The sequence below is a fragment of the Mariniflexile sp. AS56 genome, assembly GCF_030552475.1.
Lineage (GTDB): Bacteria > Bacteroidota > Bacteroidia > Flavobacteriales > Flavobacteriaceae > Mariniflexile.
Genome location: NZ_JAUPED010000004.1, coordinates 193,860 through 213,771, shown reverse-complemented (window position 1 = coordinate 213,771; position 19,912 = coordinate 193,860). Strand labels below are relative to the sequence as shown.

The following is a 19,912-nucleotide window of genomic DNA, read 5'->3' as shown; positions in this document are numbered from 1 at the left end:
AAGCTATTTATCTTATATGAATATTATGTAAAGAATAATGTACGAATCGCTTTTTTTGTAGTAAAATTTTGTAGTTTTAATGTAGGGTTAAAATATAACTAAAAAAGTATTTAATGTTAACGAGTTTTTGGAAACGTTACCAAGATTGGTATATGGATTACATTGGTTTTTCTAAACGAAATAAGCAAGAAGGTTTGACTTATTTTCGAGATAAACTCTTTGTGTCTATATTATTGCTAACGAGTGTTATAGGTGTGGTGTCCTATATTCCTAGTGCGGTATTGGCTATTTATACAGGTGAGTTGTTTGTTCTGTATATAGATACTTTTGCGGTTTTAATATTGTTGTTTCTTAGTTTTTATAAAGGGATGAGTTTGGGTATGAGGAAAGTAATATTTTCCACCAATCTATTTTTATTGTCTTTTTCTTTGTTTGTTTATCTGGGGTTTGGTGGTAATGGAGTCACTTTACTGTTTATGTTAAACATAATGATCACCTTATATAGCGGGAGAGATAAAGGGTTAAATGCGGTTTTTATAAATGCCCTATTTTATGCGCTTTTAGTTATTTGTGTTTATTTTGATTTTGTTGCCTTAACCTTGCCTTGTTTTAATGCGTATGCCATTGAAGTTCTCATTGTTATTTTAATGAATAACATTCTTTTTAATTTGCTTATTGTTTTTGCCGTATCTTTTTTAATTGAACTTTTGCATAGTGCTTTATTAAAGCAAAACAAACTACAATTAGAGCTTTTTGAAGAACATCGAAATATTTTAAAGGAAAAAGAAAAGGTAGAATCATCAGATAGATTGAAGACTGCTTTTTTGGCAAATATGAGCCACGAAATACGAACGCCTATGTATGGTATTTTAGGTTGTGCAGAATTTTTAAAAGCCTATAATAAAGACGATAAAGATTATTTAGAATATGTAAATGTTATAGAGTCTAATGGGGAAGTATTATTAGATGTGGTTTCAGATATTCTGGAAATATCAAAAATTGAAGCCGGATTAGTGACTTTGAATGCAACCACTTTTAATATATGTGAAACTGTAAACGAGGTTTATAAAGACTTGTTGCCTTTAGCTATTGAAAAAGGGTTGACTTTTAGAAATGATGATTTTATTAATCCGAATAGTTGTATTGTAAATTCAGATCAAGCTAAGTTAAGTTCGCTGTTAAAACATTTAATAAAGAATGCTATTAAGTATACAGATGAAGGTGGGCGTGTTTCACTTAAATCGATAAGTCCTACCCCGAACACTTTGGAGTTTTATGTAGAAGATACAGGAATTGGTATTTCTGAAGCATATTTCAAAACTATTTTTGATCCCTTTTATCAAGTTGATCTTGAAAACAAAAAAGCATTGCATGGTTCAGGAATAGGTTTAGCCATTGCAAAGGCGTATACTGAGATTTTAGGAGGTGAATTAAGATTGGAAAGTAAAGAAGGTGTTGGTTCTACATTCTGGTTTGTTATTGATACTAATATTAACCAGCATTAGAATTTGTCTAGATTTTAAAAGTTTAGAGATGCTATTAAATATTTCGTATATTTAATAAAACGGTTATTATGAGTAAAATAAAAGAATATTCAAACGTAGAAACTACTATTGTTTGGGAAGCTGAAAAATGCATTCATTCTGCTATTTGTGCTAAAGGATTGCCCGAAGTATTTCAGCCAAAAGAGCGTCCTTGGATAAAAATGGATGCAGCTAAAACCGAAGCTTTAGTAAAACAAGTGAGGGCATGCCCATCTGGTGCTTTAAGTTTTTATATGAATAATGAAAAGGATAAAAGCGCTGAGGTTTTAGAAACCAAGGTTGAAGTATTGGAAAACGGCCCTTTGTTGGTTTATGGAACCTTGCAGGTAACCCATAAAGATGGCAGCAAAGAAATTAAGAATAAAACAACGGCATTTTGCAGGTGCGGTACTTCAAATAATAAGCCTTTTTGCGACGGGTCGCATACCAAAGAACAATTTGTTGGATAAAAAAAAAGAGCTTCAACTTAATAAGTGAAGCTCTTTCGAATATATAGAGACGCATAACGCGGAATATTCAGTCTTTATTATATATACGTCTCAAACCGTCTTTTGGATCTTTTAGTCTGTAAAATTTAATTCATTTCAACTTGAACGTGGGTAAAGTTTAGATTCCAGTTCTCTTCAGGTTTTTTATGTTCTAAAGCTATTTTTAGGCCTTTAAAATCTTGATAATTTTCCCAAGAAGTCATCATCGATGGTTTTGCAGCGTTTCCTTTTCTAAAAACCCATTCTTTAACTATATAGTCATCTCCAAAATAAAAATCGTAAGCATCTCCAGGGGTGTAACCTCCTTCATTGGAATATGTTAGTGTTATTTTGTTTAATTGTGTCTTGCTTATCGGGGCTTCCGCAATAACAGGTTCAGAAATACTAGTACCAGAATCCCAAACTAATTGATAGGGTGCAAGTAGCCAGAATTTATCATTAATGAACCCTCTATCTGCTTTTTCAGATAAGCTATCAACAGATTTTCTATTATAAGAAACCGTGTCTTTACCTGTAATTAATGTAACATCGCCTGTTTTAGGTTTCCAAGACCAAGAACGCTCAAAATGAGTCGTGTCTTTATCTACATTAAAAGTGAAATTTAGTTTTGTTACGTTTTTCCACTTGTCAAAGCCATTGGCATTAGCGATTTTTTGGGCTATAGAAAGCTCTATGTCTGCGGCTTTAGTTTCTTTTTTTTGTTTACAAGAATAGCTGATGGCCAAAAGAATAAGTAAAATAAGTAATTTCTTCATGATTGATATTTTAAGTAAAGATAGAAAACAAGAGAGTTAAACGATATAGCCTTAATGTTTATCTTTAAGTAATTCAGGGAATTTAGCCTTGAAACGATTAAATCTTGGAATAGATACATTTTGAATATAGCTATTATTTGGGTGAAGCCGTTCGTAATTTTGATGGTAATCTTCAGCAATCCAAAATTTTTGAAATGGATATACTTCAGCAGCTACAGTGGCATTTAATTTTTTAGCGAGGGCTTCTTTCTTTTTAAGTATGATTTGTTTTTGTTCTTCATTTTGATAAAAAATAATAGAACGGTATTGCGACCCTCTGTCATTTCCTTGTCCGTTTACCTGTGTTGGGTTTTGCGAACCAAAATAAATATCTACTAAAGTTGAAAAACTCACCACTTTTGGGTCGTAAATAATCTCAACAGCTTCAGCATGTCCGGTACGTCCGGTGTTGCTCGCCTCATAAGTTGGGTTTTTTGAGTGGCCACCTGAATAACCACTAATAGATTCGTCGACACCTTTTACATGCTCGTAAATAGCTTCTACGCACCAAAAACAACCGCTTGCGAAATAAGCTTTAGCTTTTCCGTTTTTCACAGGTACTTCAACAGGGCTTGCATTAATTACGGTTTCTTGATTTTTATTGGTCTGTGCGTTGTTTTGGCAACTAAATAGCATGGCAATGCATACGGTAATTATTATATTTTTCATGTTTTAAAGGGTGTTTTTATGTTAGACGGATAAATAACGGAAACCTTAATCTGCTTTTTAAACTTAATATAATAAAAAAAGCCCTCACATAAGTGAAGGCTTTAAATTATAGTGTTGGTAATTACTTAACTTAATTTATTAAATAATTTCGCCATTTTTTCTTTTTGTTCTTCAGCTAATTGTGCATCAACTAAAATACGGCCACTATGCTCATCGGTAATAACCTTTTTACGAGCAGCAATTTCTACTTGAATTTGTGGTGGAATAGTAAAGAAAGATCCTCCAGCAGCACCTCTTTCAATTGGCACAACTGCTAAACCGTTTTTCACGTTTTTGCGAATTCTATTGTAAGCAGCAACCAAACGCTCTTCAATTTGCTCTTGGTATTCTTGAGATTTTCCAATTAAAGCTTGTTCTTCTTTCTCAGTTTCAGCTAAAATAGCGTCTAATTCACTTTTCTTATGCTTTAAGTGATTTTCACGTTCTTTTAAACGGTCTTTGTTTTCAGAAATAACAACTTTTTTCTGCTCTATTTGAACTTTAAATTCTTTAATGTGCTTATCAGCTAATTCCATTTCTAACTCTTGGAATTCAACTTCCTTCGTTAAAGAATTAAATTCTCTGTTATTTCTAACATTTTTTTGTTGCTCGCTGTATTTTTTAATTAAAGATTTAGACTCTTCAATTTGATTTTTTTTAGAAACGATGTCATTATCAATTACTTCTAAACTTGCAACTAATTTTTCTAATCTGATGTTCAGTCCAGCAACTTCATCTTCTAAATCGCGCACTTCTAATGGAAGTTCTCCACGAACATTTCTTATTTCGTCTATACGAGAATCGATAAGTTGTAAATCGTATAACGCTCTTAAACGTTCTTCAACAGTTAATTCTTTAGTTTTAGCCATATTTTAAAAATACTTAACAGGATTTGTATTTGTCTCCGATAAAATGATTGCAAAATTAGTAATTTTTTTTGTAAGATATGCTACTAAAAGATTTTTTGTGAACTGCTCACTTTCATAATGCCCAACATCTGCCAAAAGAATCTTGTTTTCTGCCGTAAAAAAGTCGTGATATTTCAAATCTGCAGTTATAAATACGTCAGCACCAGCGTGTTTAGTGGCTTCTATGGCAAAACTGCCAGAGCCTCCTAATACCGCTATTTTTTTTACTTTTTTATTTAAAAGTGATGAATGTCTGATGCTTTCAGTGTTCATTTTGTCTTTTAAAAATTTTAAGAAGTCTAATTCGCTCATCGAATCGTCTAGTTCGCCAACCATTCCTATGCCAATATGCTGATTTTTATTCTCTAAAGTCATTATTTCATAAGCTACTTCTTCATAAGAATGGGCCTTAAATAAGGTTTGTATAATTTTAGATTCTAAATGCTTTGGGAAGGTGATGGCAATTTTAGTCTCGGCTTCTGTATGCATCGCGCCTTTAGAGCCTTTTGTGGGGTTGCTGGTTTCGTTCCCGTTAAAAGTACCGTAGCCTTCTACATTAAAGCTACAATTAGAATAGTTGCCAATGGTGCCTGCTCCAACAGCAAAGAGTTCCGACCTTAGTTGTTGGGCCTCATCTTTAGGAACATAGGTAGTTAGTTTTTTTATGGTAGCGTTTTGCGGAATTAAAATCTGTTTGTTTTTTAATTCTAAAGTATTGCAAATCATATCGTTTACCCCTTGTAGAGCGTTGTCTAAAGCGGTATGCATGCTGTAAATAGCAATATCGTTTTTTATGGCTTTCATAACCACACGTTCCACATAGTTTTTTCCGGTTAATTTTTTTAAACCTTTAAAAATAATAGGGTGGAAGCTTACTATTAGGTTGCATTTTTTGTTGATGGCTTCGTCTACAATAGCTTCTAGGGTGTCTAAAGTGACGAGAACACCTGTTAATATTGCGTTTTTATCGCCCACTAAAAGGCCTACATTATCAAAATCTTCGGCGTAGGCTAGGGGTGCCAATTCTTCTAAATGGTTAATGACGTCTTGAACAATCATGAATAAATTTGTTTGTATCAAAGATAAAATATTATTTTCGCTAAGATGAAACATCTATTACTAAAAATTTAATCGGCCTAAAGAGCGGTTATTTAGATGTTATACAGAACCTTTGAAAGGGAATAAACAGTAACACATGAAATTAATTAGAAATATAGCGATTCCTTTTGTACCTGTGTATTACGCCATAACCAGTTTAAGAAATAGGTTGTTTGATTTGGGTATTAAAAAATCGACTTCCTTTGATTTTCCGGTGATATGTGTTGGTAATTTAAGTGTTGGAGGAACAGGGAAAACCCCCATGATTGAATATTTAATAGATTTGTTGAAGGCAGATTATAAAGTGGCTACGTTAAGTCGTGGCTACAAACGTAAAACTATAGGTTTTCAATTGGCTAACGAATCTTCTACGGCAGAATCCATTGGAGATGAACCGTTTCAGTTTTATAATAAATTCAAAAAAGAGGTTCTTGTGGCTGTTGATGCAGATAGAACGCATGGTATTCAACAATTAAGACAGCTTAATGAAGCGCCAAACGTTGTGCTGTTAGATGATGCGTTTCAACACAGAAGAGTAAAGGCAGGTTTGAATATCATGCTAACCACCTATGATAATCCGTATTTTTCAGATTATGTTTTGCCAACAGGCAATTTACGAGAACCTAGAAGTGGTGCTAAACGAGCCAATATTATTGTGGTAACCAAATGTCCTAATAATATAAGTGATGATCAAAAAAGTGTGTATTTAAAACGTATTTCACCTGAAGACTATCAGCATATATTTTTTAGTTCTATAAGTTATTCAAATACGATTATTTCAGCCGAAACTAAAATAAATTTAGGTACTGTTACCAATTTTAGTTTGGTAACGGGTATAGCAAATGCAAATCCATTGGTTGATTTTTTAAATGGAAAAGGACTTCAGTTTGAGCACCTAAACTTTAAAGATCATCATGAGTTTACAGAACAAGATATTCTTGCATTAGAGAAAAAAGAGTTTATAATAACCACTGAAAAAGACTTTATGCGTCTGAAACAGTATCCCTCTTTAAAAACAAAATTGTTTTATTTACCCATTACCGTGGTAATTAGTAATAATGCTGTTTTAGATAAATTAGTTAAAAGTTTTGTCGCACTTTAAGTTGTAGGCAGGGTGTTCTTTTTTGATGCTAATGCATTGTAAAGTTTTTTCTCAAACTCCTCTTGTTTAAATGGCTTCGGAATAATATCTGTAAAACCAGCCTCTTCAAATTCGTGCATTTTATCTTCAATAGTAACCGCAGTTAAGGCGAAAATGGTTAATTCTTTATCAAAAGCGCGTACTAATTTGGTGGCTTCCATACCGCTTATACCAGGCATGTGGATGTCCATTAATATAATATCGTACTTACTTGCTTTAATCATATCGACAGCGTCTTCACCGTTATCAATAATGTCGCATTTAAGTTCCATTTTAGTTAAAATCTTCTTGGTAATCATTTGGTTGATTTTGTTGTCTTCAACAACCAATATTTTAACATTCGTTAAGTCTAATTCATTGGCATTACCACTAAAGTATGTTGTTTTAACTTCTGCAGCTTCTTCAATTACTGTGTGCTCTAAAGGAATTTCAAAATAGAAAGTGGTTCCTTTTTCAAGTTCACTTTTAACGTATATGCTTCCGTTTAAGATATCGATCAAACCTTTTACAATAGAAAGTCCAAGACCGGTACCTCCATATTTTCTGTTAATTTGAATAGAGCCTTGTGAAAAACTTTCAAACATATTGTCTTGTTTTTCTTGGCTAATACCTATACCATTATCTTCAACTTCAAAACGTAAGGTGTACATTTTACCTTGTTCTTCAATTTTGTAAATACGAATCCAGATATCACCATCTTTAGTGAATTTGATGGAGTTACCAATTAAATTGATAAGTATTTGAGAAATTTTTAATTGATCGGCAATGAAGTTTTCTGGTAAATTCTTGTCGAATTCAAAATGCATTTTAACATTATTATCTTGAGCCGAATTAGTTAAGGCTAAAATAATATTGTTTATTTTTTTCTTTAAGTTGAATGGTTCTGGTTCAATATCAACTTTATTAGCTTCAATTTTATTAATTTGAAGGATGTCGTTGATAAAGGTTAGCAAATAATCGCCCGAAAATTTTAACGATTTCAAATGTTGTACTTGTTCTGGTTTGGGGTTTTCTTCTAATAACATATTACTTAAACCTGTTACGGCATATAAAGGTGTTCTTAACTCGTGTGTTACTGTAGATAGGAAGTTTGCTTTGGTTTTTGATGCTAACTCTGCTTTTTCTTTGGCAATGATAAGTTCTCCATTTTTTTTATGGAGCATGTTATTAGTTTTTAGCCTAATGTTATTGTTTTTATAAAGTGATAAGGTTAGTAGAGATAAGATGGTAATTAAGGCGACACTTAAAATGGAAATCAGGGTGCTTAAACTATTGTCGTCTTCAGCTTTCTCTAACTTTTGAAACATTTCATTGTTCTTCTCTAAAGCGTCATTCAACAAATATTGAGTTTCTTGATCTTTGGAATAATTAGCACGTTTTAAATTGGCTATAGAATCTGAAAGATTTACGTAGTTATTTAAAAATTCTCGAGACGATTTAAAATTTTGGTTATTATAATATATGTCGCTTAAAGCTAAATAACCTTCGTTAAGAATGCTTATAAATTTATTTTTTTTGGCAATTCTCACACCCTCTAGGGCGTAGTTTAAAGCTTTGTCGTTATTGTTTAGTTTGCTGTAAACCAATGCGTGAGAAACTAATGCATCACTTTGTGTTTTTAAAAAATCATCTTTCTTAGCTAATGCTAAAGATTGTTCTATAATATCTCGTGCTTTGTTATAGTTTTTTAACTTAATATAAGTTTTTCCTTCGCTTAAAAGCACTTCAGCTAATTCAGCATTTAATGCTTCTTCTTCAAATTTAGATTTTGCAGACCTATAATAGTCTAAAGCTTGGTTGTAATCTTTTTTGGCAAAATAAACATCTCCGAATATCTTGTAGGAAGTCCCAAGGTTTATGTTATCATTTATAAGGCGTTGTACTTCTATTGCTTTGGTGAGCGATTTGATGGCCTTGTCATTTTCATCATTAATAAGTTGAAGGCGACCTTTTATGGCATATATAATACCAATACTTTTACTGTTATTAGATTGTTCAGCTAAAGTTAAAGCTTCATCGAGATTTTTTTGCGCCTTGTAGTAGTTGAAATTTTCCAACTCGGTTTGCGATTGTAAAATGTGGTAGTTTACACTGTTTTGAAGCAATTCAGGGTCGTCCCCAATTGTTTTTTGAGCAGAAACCACCATGCTAAAAAGCATTAATCCAATAAGTATGTGATTTTTAATTTGAGACATTTTAGCAAATATTACACGCAAATATAATTATTTTATCGATAAAACACGCTTTTTTACCGACAAATTACATATTAAATCAATAATTCTTTTAGAATAGCCTGTTTCGTTATCGTACCAACCTATGATTTTCACCATATTTCCAATAACAGATGTCATATCAGAATCGAAAATACAAGAATGGGTGTTTCCAACAATATCAATGGAAACAATAGGGTCGTTTGTGTATTCTATGACACCTTTGTATTGATTTTCTGCAGCATTCTTAAAGGCGTTATTTATCGTTTCTATCGATACCGTTTTTTTTACATTAAATGTAATATCGGTTAGTGAACCATTAATAACAGGGACTCTAATTCCGCAACCTCCTATAACATTAGATAGTTCTGGGAATATTTTTGTTAAGGCTTTTGCTGCTCCAGTGGTTGTAGGAACGATGGATTGACTTGCGGCGCGCGACCTACGTAAATCTCTATGTGGTTGATCGTGTAAACTTTGGTCGGTGGTGTAGGAGTGCACCGTTGTAATGTATGCTTGGTTAATACCGCAAAGTTTATTGATAACATCAATCATGGGTGCCGCATTATTGGTTGTACACGAGGCGTTGGAAATGATGGTTTCTGTACCGTCAATGCTCGCGTCATTCACACCCATTACAATTGTTTTTATATCATCTTCAATTGGTGGAACACTTAAAATAACAGTGTGTGCGCCATTATCTATATGATGTTGTAATTCTGATTTGGCTTTAAACTTTCCGGTGGCCTCAATAACCATATCCACCTGAAAAGGTTTCCAGTTAATATCTTTCGGGTGCTTATTATTTAGTAGCGTAACCCTTTTATCATTAATAATAATGTGATGCTCGTCATGAGTAACAGTGCCATCAAAGCGTCCATGTACACTATCATATTTTAGCAAATGGCTAAGCGTTTTAGCATCGGCTAGATCATTTATAGCCACCACTTGAATGTCTTTATAGTCTTGAAGTAGCCTAAAAACACGTCGGCCTATTCTACCAAATCCATTGATAGCGATTGTAATCATAGTTAATTAATGTGTTTTTGAGCCTTGTAAGAAGAGCGTACTAGCGCACTACTTTCTACATGGCGAAAACCTAATTCTAAACCAATGGTTTCGTATTCTTTGAATTGATCTGGTGTGATAAAATGCTTAACAGGTAAATGTTTTTTACTTGGTTGCAGGTATTGCCCAATGGTTACCACATCTACATCGTTGTCTTTTAAATCGTGAAGCGTTTGAATAACTTCTTCGCGTGTTTCACCCAAACCAAGCATAATACCCGATTTTGTACGTCGTTGTCCTTGTTGTTTTAAGTATTTTAAAACCCCCATACTTCTATCGTACTGTGCTTGAATACGCACTTCTCGTGTTAATCGTCTAACCGTTTCAATGTTGTGAGATACCACTTCTGGGGCCACATCTACAATTCTATCTATATGTTGTTCTATACCTTGAAAATCAGGAATTAGAGTTTCTAAAGTGGTCTCTGGGTTCATTCTACGTACAGCTTTTACCGTTTCACCCCACATAATGCTTCCCATATCTTTTAAATCGTCTCTATCAACACTCGTTAAAACGGCGTGTTTAATATTCATGATTTTTATAGAGCGCGCCACTTTTTCTGGTTCATCCCAGTCTACAGTTTCTGGTCTGCCGGTTTTTACGCCGCAAAAGCCACAAGAACGGGTACAAACATTTCCAAGAATCATAAAGGTAGCAGTACCTTCTCCCCAACACTCACCCATATTTGGGCAACTACCAGAGGCGCAAATGGTGTTTAGTTTGTATTTATCAACTAAGCCTCTTAATTCGGTATATTTTTTTCCTGTCGGAAGTTTTACACGCAGCCATTTGGGTTTAGCTTGACGTTCTTCTGGTAAAATATTTGAAACGATTTCTGAATCCATGTCTTTAAAATAAAGAACAAAGATACAAAGTATTCTTTTAAAAGTGTCTTATAAAGAGATGAGATACCACACACTAAATCCTATTAAAAAGACAATGCCAAATAAACTTAAAAGATGTAGTTTTTTTGACGGATGCCATTCTTTTGGCGTGTGTTTGCTTGAAATCAAGATGTAATTTATAATGGCATAAAAAGGAGCTGTAATGAACGATAAAATGGTGGCAACCTTTATAAGTAAGCCCATTTCTGAAGCTAAGAACAGAAATATAAATACCGTTCCAATAGATAATAGTGCAATCCAGAAGGTGTAATTAAATTTCGAGGATTTTTTAAATAACAAACTAGTTGTTTTTGCCATGGCTCTTGGCGATGCGTCTAAAGTGGTTAGTGTCGTGCTAAACATGGTTGTAAAAGCGGCCACTCCAATTATAATATAAGCCCAATTACCAAGATTTTTGGTATACATGTTTACGAGTTGTCCAGAAAATACACTGGCCGAATTACTAAATGTTTCTCCGCTATGGAACATAACTAAAGTTCCCAAAAGTAGAAACCCAATACCTATAAGTATGGCGCTTATATACCCTATGTTAAAATCGAATAAGGCCGATTTAGGTGAGTATGTTTTGGTTTCTTTGTTTTTTTCGATAGCCCAAAGCGATTGCCATACCGCAACATCTAAAGGCGCAGGCATCCAACCCATAAAGGCTATTAAAAATCCGATTTCTAAGCTGTTACTTGGTAATATTTGTTTAAAAATTATAGGTTCGTTGTTGTTTGAAAAAGCAATGCACACAGCTAAAAAGGTGCTAATGGTTAGGGTGATAATGATGATTTTCATTAACCTATCCAGTATTTTATACTTCCCTAAAGTTAAAATGCTTAAACAGGTTATTAATATGATGATGGTCCAAGTTTCTGTGCTTGTTACTGTTTTGGTCCCAATGTTAAAAGTTGCAATATCACCAAACAAGCTCGCTGCCAAACCAGCGGTAACAATAGTTACTGCCGTTTGAATGGTAAACATAATGGCTAAATTCAAAATGTAATACGTGGCTAAAACGCCTTTTCCTAATTTGTTGTAGCCTTCTAATAAACTTTCGCCTGTTGCGGTTGCGTAGCGCGGACCAAACTGAAAAAACGGGTATTTACAGATGTTTACTAAAAGTAGTGCCCATAATAAACCCAAACCAAAATCGGCGCCAGCGCGTGTAGATTGTACTAAATGTGAAACGCCAATGGCAGCACCAGCAAATAATAAACCAGGACCTAAGTTTTTAAGTTTAGCAATCATTTATTTTTCCTGAATAATTTCAGATAGTAATTTCTTAGCGCGCAGCAATTTCACTTTTACATTATTGATGGGTTCGCCAAGTTCAGCTGAAATTTCTTTATAACTAAGTTCTTGAAAGTAACGTAAGTTTATTATTTCTTGATAATGAGGCTTCAATTTTTTTATATCACGAAGTAATTTTGCAAGATGTTGTTTGGTTATAAGTTCATCTTCAGGGGAAGGCGATTCATCTAAAATTTGATAAACCGATTTGTCATCGTTTGAAATTATTTGAGAAATAGAGTTTTTCTTCTTTCGTAATAAATCAATATGAATGTTTTTTGAAATAGTAATGAGCCAGGTTTTAAACTTGAAATTACTATCAAAAGTTTCAATACGGTCAAAAGCTCTTGAAAATGTTTGAATGGTGATATCTTCAGCATCATTTTCATTTTGAACACGCTTTAATTGAAAACCATATACATCGTCCCAAAAGGTGTCTAACAAGAAATTAAACGCTTTCTGGTCGTTTTCCTTGGCTCGTGTAATGGCTTCATTTACTTCCAATGATTGGGTTTTGAGATAAGATTATTTATAAAGATAGTTAATTGCGTCATAACTAAAAAGACTTCTAAAAAAGGAAGCATAATTATAAGATCTTGTTCTCCTAGTTTTTTTGATGACAACCCGAAAATGGTATATTGTAGTGTGAGTCTTATTAAAATTAAGCCTATTACTATTTGCCAATTAAACGTGGTGATAAGAAGCACAGGTGCTAAAATCCAAAACAGTAATTGTGTACAATAGAGTAGTGCTAGTAAGGTTTTGTGGGTTGCTTTATAGTGTTTTGCTGTTGAAATATGGCGCCTTTTTTGGGTGATCCAATCTTTAAAGTTTGTTTTTGGTAAGGATAGCGTAAAACTGTTTTCTGAAAAACAGATGGCTGTATTGCTTTTAGTTGCAACTTGGTTTATAAATAGATCGTCATCGCCCGAGCGTACTTTTATATGGTTTATAAACCCATTGGCATTAAAAAATTCCTTTTTTGCATAAGCTAAATTTCGGCCAACACCCATATAAGGAATCCCTACTTGAGCAAACGAAAAATATTGGGTAGCCGTCACTAAGGTTTCAAAACGAATAAGCTTGTTTATAAACGATTTTTTAATTTTCGAATAGGCACCGTAGCCTAAAACAATGGTTTGTTCTTCATTAAAATGGGCGCACATGTTGTGTATCCAGTCTTTTGAAACGGGTTCGCAATCGGCATCTGTAAATAAAAGGTAATCATTTGTAGACGCTTTAATACCTAGAGTTAAGGCGTATTTTTTATTACCCCAAAAGGCTTCAATATTTTTAACATTTACAATTTTAATATTGCTATGTTCTGCTGCAAAAGCTTCCATAACTTCAAGGGTATCATCCGTTGAGGCATCGTTAATTAAAACAATCTCAAAAGGGGGATATCTTTGAGATATAATGGAAGGTAAAAAGTTTTGAAGGTTTTTTTCTTCATTCTTAGCACAAATAATAACAGATACGGGAAGTGTTTTTGTGCGTTCTTTTTCTGGTTTTATAAAGGCAAACTTAGAGAAGAAAAAAACATAATAAACAACTTGAATAAAAACTACAGTAATAAAACTGTAGTAAACAAAATCAAGAAAACTCATATAATACTATGAATGTTGAGTGTCGTTGCAATCAGAAAATTGTTCTGGCGTTTTGCCACAAAAACCACAGTTTTCACCGGTTTTGTTCAGCATGGGGTTTTGGCTAGCGCAAGTGCCAGCAAATTTGCCGTCTTTTTTAGCCCAAAGTTTTATGGCAATTCCTGCAATTCCTAATCCTAATAAAACGATTGTTATTAAAAGAAGTTTCATTTTTTATATTATAATTTGATGCAAAGATAGCGTATTAAACTATAAATTTCTAAAAGTTTGTGAATAGATGGGGAATTAATTGTAGAGATGAAAAAAGCCTCATTTGATTTATCAAATGAGGCTCTTGTTGAGGGATTTTATTATTAAACTGGTTATTGTAAATCAATTTCGGCTACCATATTATCTAGAGACGCTGTTGTATTGCCGCCTTTAGGCTCTATCGTAATGTTTAATGCTAACGCATTTTCGGTATAAGGGATAACCCTTAATTGTCTGTCGGCTTCAGTTAAGATACCTAAGCTTACCATTTTACCTTGTAATTCTGCCCAAATTTGGTAGCATTGTTCTTTAGGTAATTGTGGTAGGGATACCACATCAATCATCGATGTTTTATCTTTAGGATTGATGTAGGCTACCGTTTTTAAGTTTTTTGCACGACTATTGCCTTGCATAATGTACTTATAAGTATCCGGGTCATTAAGCTCCATAAACTGGTTCATAATGTTGTCTAACTTTTTATTGTTAGCATCAATATCTCCACGTAAATCAAAAATTTCATCAACTACAACTTGGTTTTCTTCACTAAGTCTTTGGTTTTGCTGATAAAATAAATAAGAAGTTCCTGCAAACATTAAGGCTGCAATACTGGCTGCAACACTAATTTTATACCAAGATTTGTAATTTTTACGGGTGTTTAATGGCACCACTGGTGCATCATCAAGTTCATCTAAAATAGAATTTAAGATAAACTTAGGGGCTTCAACAGCATTACTTTTTGCAACTATTTCTAAGTTGTATTGTAATGTATTGTAGGCATTCTGTACTTCTGGATATTTTGAAATATAAGATTCAACCGTTTCCGTTTCAACAGAAGTAGTATCACCTAATAGATATTTTTCTAGTAGGCCAGAATTTAAAAAAGTAGTTATTTTCGCATTCATGACTGTTTTTTTAAGGATTATAAATTTTTTTCAATTCACGTAATCCAATCTTTAATCTCGATTTTATAGTTCCCAGCGGTATGTCGAGTTCATCGCTGGCTTCTTGTTGGGTCATGCCCTCAAAAAAGAGTGCATTTATTACTATTTGATATTTTTCATCCAAACTACTCAGGTGCTTTTGCATGTCCATGACATCCTGATTTAATTCGTCTGCTGATATTTTATATACGGGCGATTTGTCCATTTGGACTTCTTTACCGTCTTTATTTTTTTGAGACCTAACTTTGTCTATAGCAGTGTTATAAGCAATTCGATAAAGCCAAGTGAATAATTTAGCTTTGCTAGAATCGTATTTTTTCGAGTAGCGCCATATTTTTATAAAGCTTTCTTGAAGAACATCTTGCGCCGTATCATCGTCCTGTATAATTTTTTTTATAACACCGTATAAGGCATCTGAATAGTTTTCATACAGTATGGTTATGGCTTTTTTATCACCACGTTCCAATAAGCTAACTATTTCTTTTTCTATAGATGATATCAAGATGGATCGATTTAAAAATTAAAAACCTATGGTTATAGTATCAAAGTTAGAAATTTCTTTGGGATTATAAGATATTTACTTCGGCTTCTATGTAAATATTAAACAGTCTTTTAATAGTGTCTTGTATTAAAATTGAAAGGTTTAAAATGTCAGAACCCTTGGCATCCCCATAATTTACAAGTACTAAGGCTTGATTTTTATGTACACCATAATCGCCAAAACGCTTGCCTTTAAATCCTGCTTTTTCTATAAGCCAACCTGCAGGAATTTTAACTTCAGTGTCTGAAACAGGGTAACTAGGCATGTCTTCGAAATTTTGAAGCAAGTTCGTGTAAAGTGTTTTTGGTACAACGGGGTTCTTAAAAAAGCTACCGCTGTTACCTATAACTTTAGGGTTTGGCAATTTGCTTTCGCGAATGGCAATAACGGCTTTTGAAATGTCTTGAATACTTGGAGCCGTAATTTTCATGGCCTCTAATTGAGAAGCGATGGTGCCATAATTAATATGAAGTTGATGGTTTTGTTTCGTTAATTTGAAGGTGACGCTGGTAACAATGTATTTGCCTTTTGCTTCGTTTTTAAAAATAGAATTTCTATAATCGAATTGGCAATCTTCCTTTTTGAAGGTTTCTATATGTATATTTTCTAATGAAATAGCATTACAAGACTCAAAAGTATCTTTAATTTCTACACCATAAGCACCTATATTTTGAATGGGTGTGGTGCCTACGTTTCCTGGGATTAATGATAAATTTTCAATGCCGCCAAAATCATTGTTAATACACCAAAGCACAAATTCGTGCCAATTTTCACCAGCATATGCCTTTACAAAAACACAATCAGTATGTTCTGAAACTATTTCAATACCTTTTAGGTTAACGTGAATAACAAGCCCTTCAAAATTTTTAGTAAGCAGCATATTGCTACCACCACCTAAAATAAGTTTGTTTGGGTATTCTTTTAGAGATAGAATTTGTTTTAATTCTTCAATAGTCGAAACCGATACAAAATGGTTGGCCGAAACATCAATACCAAAGGTATTAAATGGTTTTAGAGATATGTTTTGTTGAATTTGCACTAGTCTTTATAAACTTTAAGGGCTTCTTTTAAAATATGTACCGCTTTAATTAAGCTTTCTTTATTAAGTACGTATGCAATACGCACTTGGTTTAAACCCAAACCTGGTGTGGAGTAAAATCCGCCTGCTGGTGCTACCATTACAGTTTCACCGTTTACGTCAAAATGTTCCAAAAGCCATTGTGCAAAATGGTCTGAATTTTTTATAGGTAACTCGACAATGCAGTAAAAAGCACCTTTTGGTTTGGCTACTTTTACACCGTCAATTTTTTGTAATTCATGTATTAAAGTGTTGCGTCTTTCGGCATATTCTGCAATCACATCGTCAAAATAACTTTGTGGCGTATCTAAAGCAGCTTCACTGGCAATTTGTGCGTAGGTAGGTGGACTTAAACGTGCTTGAGCAAATTTTAATACCGTTTTCATAACGGTTTTGTTTTTTGATACCAAACACCCAACTCTTGCACCACACATGCTGTATCGTTTGGATACAGAGTCTATTATTACGGCATGTTCATCGATACCTTCAACTTGCATAATTGAATAATGCACATCTCCGTCGTAAACAAATTCACGGTACACTTCATCTGCAACTAAAAACAAATCATGTTTTATAGCTATGGCTGCTAGTTTTTCTATTTCAGCTTTAGAATATAGATAACCAGTTGGGTTTCCAGGGTTGCAAATTAATATAGCCTTGGTTCTTGGGGTGATCAATTGCTCAAAAGTTTCAACAGATGGTAGACCAAAATTGTTTTCTATTGTACATACTGCAGGTACTACAGTAACTCCGTTGGCGGTTGAAAAAGCGATGTAATTTGCGTAAAATGGCTCAGAAATAATCACTTCATCACAGGGGTCCATTATACTGCTAAATAGAAAAAGCAAAGCTTCACTGGCACCTGTTGTTACAACGATGTCTTTATACGAAACCTTAATGTCGTGCTTATTATAATAAGTCGCTAATTTTTCTCTATAGGTATCAGAGCCTTCCGATCTAGAATAAGAAAGTATGTCTATAGTATTGTTTTTTACTGCATTTAAGGCTACTTCTGGGGTTTTTATATCCGGTTGCCCAATGTTTAAATAGTATATAGTTTTCCCATTCTCAACAGCTTGTTCAGCATAGGGAACTAATTTTCGTATAGGAGATTCAGGCATTGAAAGCCCTTTTCTAGATATAGTTGGCATTTTTCATCAATTATAGGGCACAAAGTTGAGGAAATTATCTTAAAGTTTTTTTAAAAAAGCAGCTAAAATAAACGGGACGTCTTAAAGATTTGTAAATTGAATGTATCTAAGCTCCTGTTATTTACTATGAAAAGGTTTGTTGTTTTAGTATGGACTGTTTTTTTGTTGAGTCATAACGTGTACTCTCAAAGGAGTTTTACAGTTCAAAACAAACAGAAATCAGATAGAATTAAGTTTAAACTTATCAATAATTTAATTATAATACCCGTAGAAATTAATGGTGTTACCCTGTCGTTTTTATTGGATACCGGCGTAAGTAAACCCATTATTTTTAATTTTTTAAATATTTCAGATACTTTAAAAATTAAAAACACAGAGACTATTTTTTTAAGAGGTTTGGGTGAAGGCGAACTGGTTGAGGCCTTGAAGTCTACAAATAATATGGTTAGAATAGGCGATGCTATAAATTTAGAGCAAGATTTATACGCGGTGTTTGAGGCTAATTTAGATTTGGCTCCTAAATTGGGTTTTCCTGTTCATGGTATTATTGGTAATGATATTTTTAGTGATTTGGTTGTTGAAATTAATTATAACACCAAGTATTTAAAATTAACAGAGCCCGATGCATACCGCTATAAAAAGTGTAACAGGTGCGAAACATTTAATTTAGAATTTTACAATGGCAAACCTTATATAAATGCTGAAGTTACTATTGATGAGGGACCTGTTCCTGTTAAATTGTTGATAGATTCTGGTGGAAGTGATGTGCTCTGGTTGTTTGAAAATGATTCTTTAGGTATTTCGTCGAATAAAGCTTTCTTTAATGATTTTTTAGGACATGGTTTAAGCGGAAGTGTTTATGGTAAGCGTTCTAAAGTGGATGCCATAGCTTTAAAAAGTTTTGTTTTAGAAAATGCGAATGTGGCATACCCTGATAGTGCTTCTATTTCTTATGCGCGAAAATTTAAAGACCGAAATGGTAGTTTGGCTGGTAATATTTTAAAACGATTCAATGTTATTTTCGATTATCAAAAAGCTATAATCACGCTTAAAAAGAATGCTCTTTTTAAGGAAAAGTTCAGTTATAATAAAAGCGGAATAGAATTGGCTCATGATGGGGTGAGACTCGTTAAAGAGCTTGATGATGGCAAGTCGGGAGCAAGAGGTTTTGATAAAGATAATGGAGCCTCAAACAACACCAAAATTGTTATAGATACCCAATATAAAATATCCTTAAAGCCAGCATATACTATTGTTGAACTTCGTGAGGGGTCACCCGCAGAAAAAGCAGGTTTGCTTATTGGTGATGTTGTTTTAAGAATAAACACGAAAGGAGCCCACCAGTTATCTTTACAACAATTGATGCATTATTTCTATGAAGATGCAGGTAAGCACATCCGCTTGAAAGTAGATCGAGAAGGGAGCATCTTGAATTTTAGCTTTTCTTTAGAAAATCCGTATTGAACAAAAAAAAAATCCTTAAGCATTGGCCTAAGGATTTTTTTTAAATGATATGTTCTTGTTTTTATTGCTGAACAATACTTTTTTTAGTTTTATCAAGTACGTTAGCGTTTTTAGTATCGATAACTTCACCTTTAATTTTTAAAGCAACCGTTGGTGTTTCAGCATTCGAGATAACCGTAATTGTTTTTCTAATTGGGTTTACTCTGTTAGTATCATACTTCACCTCAATTTCTCCGGTTTTTCCAGGTAAAATGGGGCCTTCAGGTTTTTTAGGGATAGTACACCCACAGCTTGAAGTTACATTTGTTATTATTAATGGAGCATTACCTGTATTTGTAAATTCAAAAACACGTACGCCATTAGATCCTTTTTCTACGGTTCCGTAATCTACTGTGTCCGATTTAAATTCGATTTTAGCCACCTTGTCTTGTGCATTAATGGCTAAACTTGCTAATCCGATAAATAAAATTGTAAATAATTTTTTCATTGTTGTTGTATTTTTTTTGTTGTTTTGGTTCTTTATGTGTTAATCGCTCAGTTAATTAAGCTTTTAAAATAGTTGTTTTTGCGGTAAAATTCACTCCAAACTTACTTATTATTTCTATAAACTGCAAAAATAATAGATTAAATGCTTATTTTTTTTAAAACTGATTAGTTAAAAGTACATATAAGTTTTCTATTATAATTCTTAAAAATTGTTAAAATAACACCTTCTTAATTTTATCAATGTGTATTATATCTT

The 19,912-nt window shown here is 33.3% G+C and carries 20 protein-coding genes; 4 read left to right on the top strand and 16 right to left on the bottom strand.

The window, feature by feature from the left end; all coding sequences use genetic code 11:
- The first annotated feature begins 113 nt into the window (after positions 1-113).
- On the top strand, positions 114-1,505 hold the full coding sequence (locus Q5N74_RS06690; protein WP_304387965.1) for a HAMP domain-containing sensor histidine kinase: 1,392 nt from the start codon (positions 114-116) through the stop codon (positions 1,503-1,505).
- Positions 1,506-1,573: 68 nt separating this feature from the next.
- Positions 1,574-1,993 carry a (4Fe-4S)-binding protein gene (locus tag Q5N74_RS06685; RefSeq protein WP_304387964.1) on the top strand — a complete coding sequence of 140 codons (420 nt, stop codon included), beginning with the start codon at positions 1,574-1,576 and terminating at the stop codon, positions 1,991-1,993.
- Positions 1,994-2,118: 125 nt separating this feature from the next.
- Here Q5N74_RS06685 and Q5N74_RS06680 read toward each other — a convergent pair whose 3' ends face one another.
- The 4 genes from Q5N74_RS06680 to Q5N74_RS06665 form a co-directional block, all read right to left on the bottom strand.
- Positions 2,119-2,787 (bottom strand): hypothetical protein, encoded by a 669-nt coding sequence (locus tag Q5N74_RS06680; RefSeq protein ID WP_304387963.1) that lies wholly within the window; start codon positions 2,785-2,787, stop codon positions 2,119-2,121.
- A gap of 51 nt (positions 2,788-2,838) precedes the next feature.
- Positions 2,839-3,495 carry a peptide-methionine (S)-S-oxide reductase MsrA gene (gene msrA / locus Q5N74_RS06675; protein WP_304387962.1) on the bottom strand — a complete coding sequence of 219 codons (657 nt, stop codon included), beginning with the start codon at positions 3,493-3,495 and terminating at the stop codon, positions 2,839-2,841.
- 125 nt (positions 3,496-3,620) lie between these two features.
- Complete coding sequence (locus Q5N74_RS06670; RefSeq protein ID WP_304387961.1) at positions 3,621-4,403, bottom strand: zinc ribbon domain-containing protein; 783 nt, start codon at positions 4,401-4,403, stop codon at positions 3,621-3,623.
- Positions 4,404-4,406: 3 nt separating this feature from the next.
- Positions 4,407-5,501: a Nif3-like dinuclear metal center hexameric protein gene (locus Q5N74_RS06665; protein WP_304387960.1), complete on the bottom strand. Its 1,095-nt coding sequence runs from the start codon at positions 5,499-5,501 to the stop codon at positions 4,407-4,409.
- 136 nt (positions 5,502-5,637) lie between these two features.
- On the opposite strand from Q5N74_RS06665, the gene lpxK reads away from it, so the two are divergent.
- Complete coding sequence (gene lpxK / locus Q5N74_RS06660; RefSeq protein ID WP_304387959.1) at positions 5,638-6,642, top strand: tetraacyldisaccharide 4'-kinase; 1,005 nt, start codon at positions 5,638-5,640, stop codon at positions 6,640-6,642.
- Here the strand turns inward: lpxK and Q5N74_RS06655 are convergent.
- The 11 genes from Q5N74_RS06655 to Q5N74_RS06605 form a co-directional block, all read right to left on the bottom strand.
- Entirely contained in the window at positions 6,639-8,876 is a 2,238-nt protein-coding gene (locus Q5N74_RS06655; RefSeq protein ID WP_304387958.1) for an ATP-binding protein, read from the bottom strand. The genes lpxK and Q5N74_RS06655 overlap by 4 nt on opposite strands.
- A 27-nt stretch (positions 8,877-8,903) precedes the next feature.
- Positions 8,904-9,920 (bottom strand): type I glyceraldehyde-3-phosphate dehydrogenase, encoded by a 1,017-nt coding sequence (gene gap, locus Q5N74_RS06650; protein ID WP_304387957.1) that lies wholly within the window; start codon positions 9,918-9,920, stop codon positions 8,904-8,906.
- A gap of 2 nt (positions 9,921-9,922) precedes the next feature.
- Positions 9,923-10,804, bottom strand: coding sequence for a lipoyl synthase (gene lipA, locus Q5N74_RS06645; RefSeq protein WP_304387956.1), 882 nt, complete (start codon positions 10,802-10,804; stop codon positions 9,923-9,925).
- 48 nt (positions 10,805-10,852) lie between these two features.
- The gene (locus tag Q5N74_RS06640) at positions 10,853-12,097 is read right to left on the bottom strand and encodes an NRAMP family divalent metal transporter (RefSeq protein WP_304387955.1); all 1,245 of its coding nucleotides are present in this window, start codon (positions 12,095-12,097) and stop codon (positions 10,853-10,855) included.
- Positions 12,098-12,643 (bottom strand): RNA polymerase sigma factor, encoded by a 546-nt coding sequence (locus Q5N74_RS06635; protein WP_304387954.1) that lies wholly within the window; start codon positions 12,641-12,643, stop codon positions 12,098-12,100.
- Positions 12,634-13,746: a glycosyltransferase gene (locus tag Q5N74_RS06630; RefSeq protein ID WP_304387953.1), complete on the bottom strand. Its 1,113-nt coding sequence runs from the start codon at positions 13,744-13,746 to the stop codon at positions 12,634-12,636. The genes Q5N74_RS06635 and Q5N74_RS06630 overlap by 10 nt, the downstream gene beginning before the upstream one ends.
- Before the next feature lie 6 nt (positions 13,747-13,752).
- Entirely contained in the window at positions 13,753-13,956 is a 204-nt protein-coding gene (locus tag Q5N74_RS06625; RefSeq protein ID WP_304387952.1) for a membrane or secreted protein, read from the bottom strand.
- A gap of 152 nt (positions 13,957-14,108) precedes the next feature.
- Positions 14,109-14,897 (bottom strand): anti-sigma factor, encoded by a 789-nt coding sequence (locus Q5N74_RS06620; RefSeq protein WP_304387951.1) that lies wholly within the window; start codon positions 14,895-14,897, stop codon positions 14,109-14,111.
- Between the two features lie 10 nt (positions 14,898-14,907).
- Positions 14,908-15,438 carry an RNA polymerase sigma factor gene (locus tag Q5N74_RS06615; protein WP_304387950.1) on the bottom strand — a complete coding sequence of 177 codons (531 nt, stop codon included), beginning with the start codon at positions 15,436-15,438 and terminating at the stop codon, positions 14,908-14,910.
- 64 nt (positions 15,439-15,502) lie between these two features.
- Positions 15,503-16,516: a UDP-N-acetylmuramate dehydrogenase gene (gene murB, locus Q5N74_RS06610; protein WP_304387949.1), complete on the bottom strand. Its 1,014-nt coding sequence runs from the start codon at positions 16,514-16,516 to the stop codon at positions 15,503-15,505.
- Positions 16,516-17,706 (bottom strand): pyridoxal phosphate-dependent aminotransferase, encoded by a 1,191-nt coding sequence (locus Q5N74_RS06605; protein ID WP_304387948.1) that lies wholly within the window; start codon positions 17,704-17,706, stop codon positions 16,516-16,518. Before Q5N74_RS06605 ends, murB begins: the two co-directional genes overlap by 1 nt.
- A 126-nt stretch (positions 17,707-17,832) precedes the next feature.
- On the opposite strand from Q5N74_RS06605, the gene Q5N74_RS06600 reads away from it, so the two are divergent.
- Positions 17,833-19,170 carry a PDZ domain-containing protein gene (locus tag Q5N74_RS06600; protein WP_304387947.1) on the top strand — a complete coding sequence of 446 codons (1,338 nt, stop codon included), beginning with the start codon at positions 17,833-17,835 and terminating at the stop codon, positions 19,168-19,170.
- A gap of 61 nt (positions 19,171-19,231) precedes the next feature.
- Here the strand turns inward: Q5N74_RS06600 and Q5N74_RS06595 are convergent, their stop codons facing one another.
- Positions 19,232-19,657: a DUF1573 domain-containing protein gene (locus tag Q5N74_RS06595; protein ID WP_304387946.1), complete on the bottom strand. Its 426-nt coding sequence runs from the start codon at positions 19,655-19,657 to the stop codon at positions 19,232-19,234.
- Positions 19,658-19,912 lie beyond the last annotated feature (255 nt).

Coding starts and splice junctions, on each gene's coding strand:
- Q5N74_RS06690 (WP_304387965.1), top strand. CDS start 114: ATGTTAACGAGTTTTTGGAAACGTTACCAAGATTGGTATATGGATTAC.
- Q5N74_RS06685 (WP_304387964.1), top strand. CDS start 1,574: ATGAGTAAAATAAAAGAATATTCAAACGTAGAAACTACTATTGTTTGG.
- Q5N74_RS06680 (WP_304387963.1), bottom strand. CDS start 2,787: ATGAAGAAATTACTTATTTTACTTATTCTTTTGGCCATCAGCTATTCT.
- msrA (WP_304387962.1), bottom strand. CDS start 3,495: ATGAAAAATATAATAATTACCGTATGCATTGCCATGCTATTTAGTTGC.
- Q5N74_RS06670 (WP_304387961.1), bottom strand. CDS start 4,403: ATGGCTAAAACTAAAGAATTAACTGTTGAAGAACGTTTAAGAGCGTTA.
- Q5N74_RS06665 (WP_304387960.1), bottom strand. CDS start 5,501: ATGATTGTTCAAGACGTCATTAACCATTTAGAAGAATTGGCACCCCTA.
- lpxK (WP_304387959.1), top strand. CDS start 5,638: ATGAAATTAATTAGAAATATAGCGATTCCTTTTGTACCTGTGTATTAC.
- Q5N74_RS06655 (WP_304387958.1), bottom strand. CDS start 8,876: ATGTCTCAAATTAAAAATCACATACTTATTGGATTAATGCTTTTTAGC.
- gap (WP_304387957.1), bottom strand. CDS start 9,920: ATGATTACAATCGCTATCAATGGATTTGGTAGAATAGGCCGACGTGTT.
- lipA (WP_304387956.1), bottom strand. CDS start 10,804: ATGGATTCAGAAATCGTTTCAAATATTTTACCAGAAGAACGTCAAGCT.
- Q5N74_RS06640 (WP_304387955.1), bottom strand. CDS start 12,097: ATGATTGCTAAACTTAAAAACTTAGGTCCTGGTTTATTATTTGCTGGT.
- Q5N74_RS06630 (WP_304387953.1), bottom strand. CDS start 13,746: ATGAGTTTTCTTGATTTTGTTTACTACAGTTTTATTACTGTAGTTTTT.
- Q5N74_RS06625 (WP_304387952.1), bottom strand. CDS start 13,956: ATGAAACTTCTTTTAATAACAATCGTTTTATTAGGATTAGGAATTGCA.
- Q5N74_RS06620 (WP_304387951.1), bottom strand. CDS start 14,897: ATGAATGCGAAAATAACTACTTTTTTAAATTCTGGCCTACTAGAAAAA.
- Q5N74_RS06605 (WP_304387948.1), bottom strand. CDS start 17,706: ATGCCAACTATATCTAGAAAAGGGCTTTCAATGCCTGAATCTCCTATA.
- Q5N74_RS06600 (WP_304387947.1), top strand. CDS start 17,833: ATGAAAAGGTTTGTTGTTTTAGTATGGACTGTTTTTTTGTTGAGTCAT.
- Q5N74_RS06595 (WP_304387946.1), bottom strand. CDS start 19,657: ATGAAAAAATTATTTACAATTTTATTTATCGGATTAGCAAGTTTAGCC.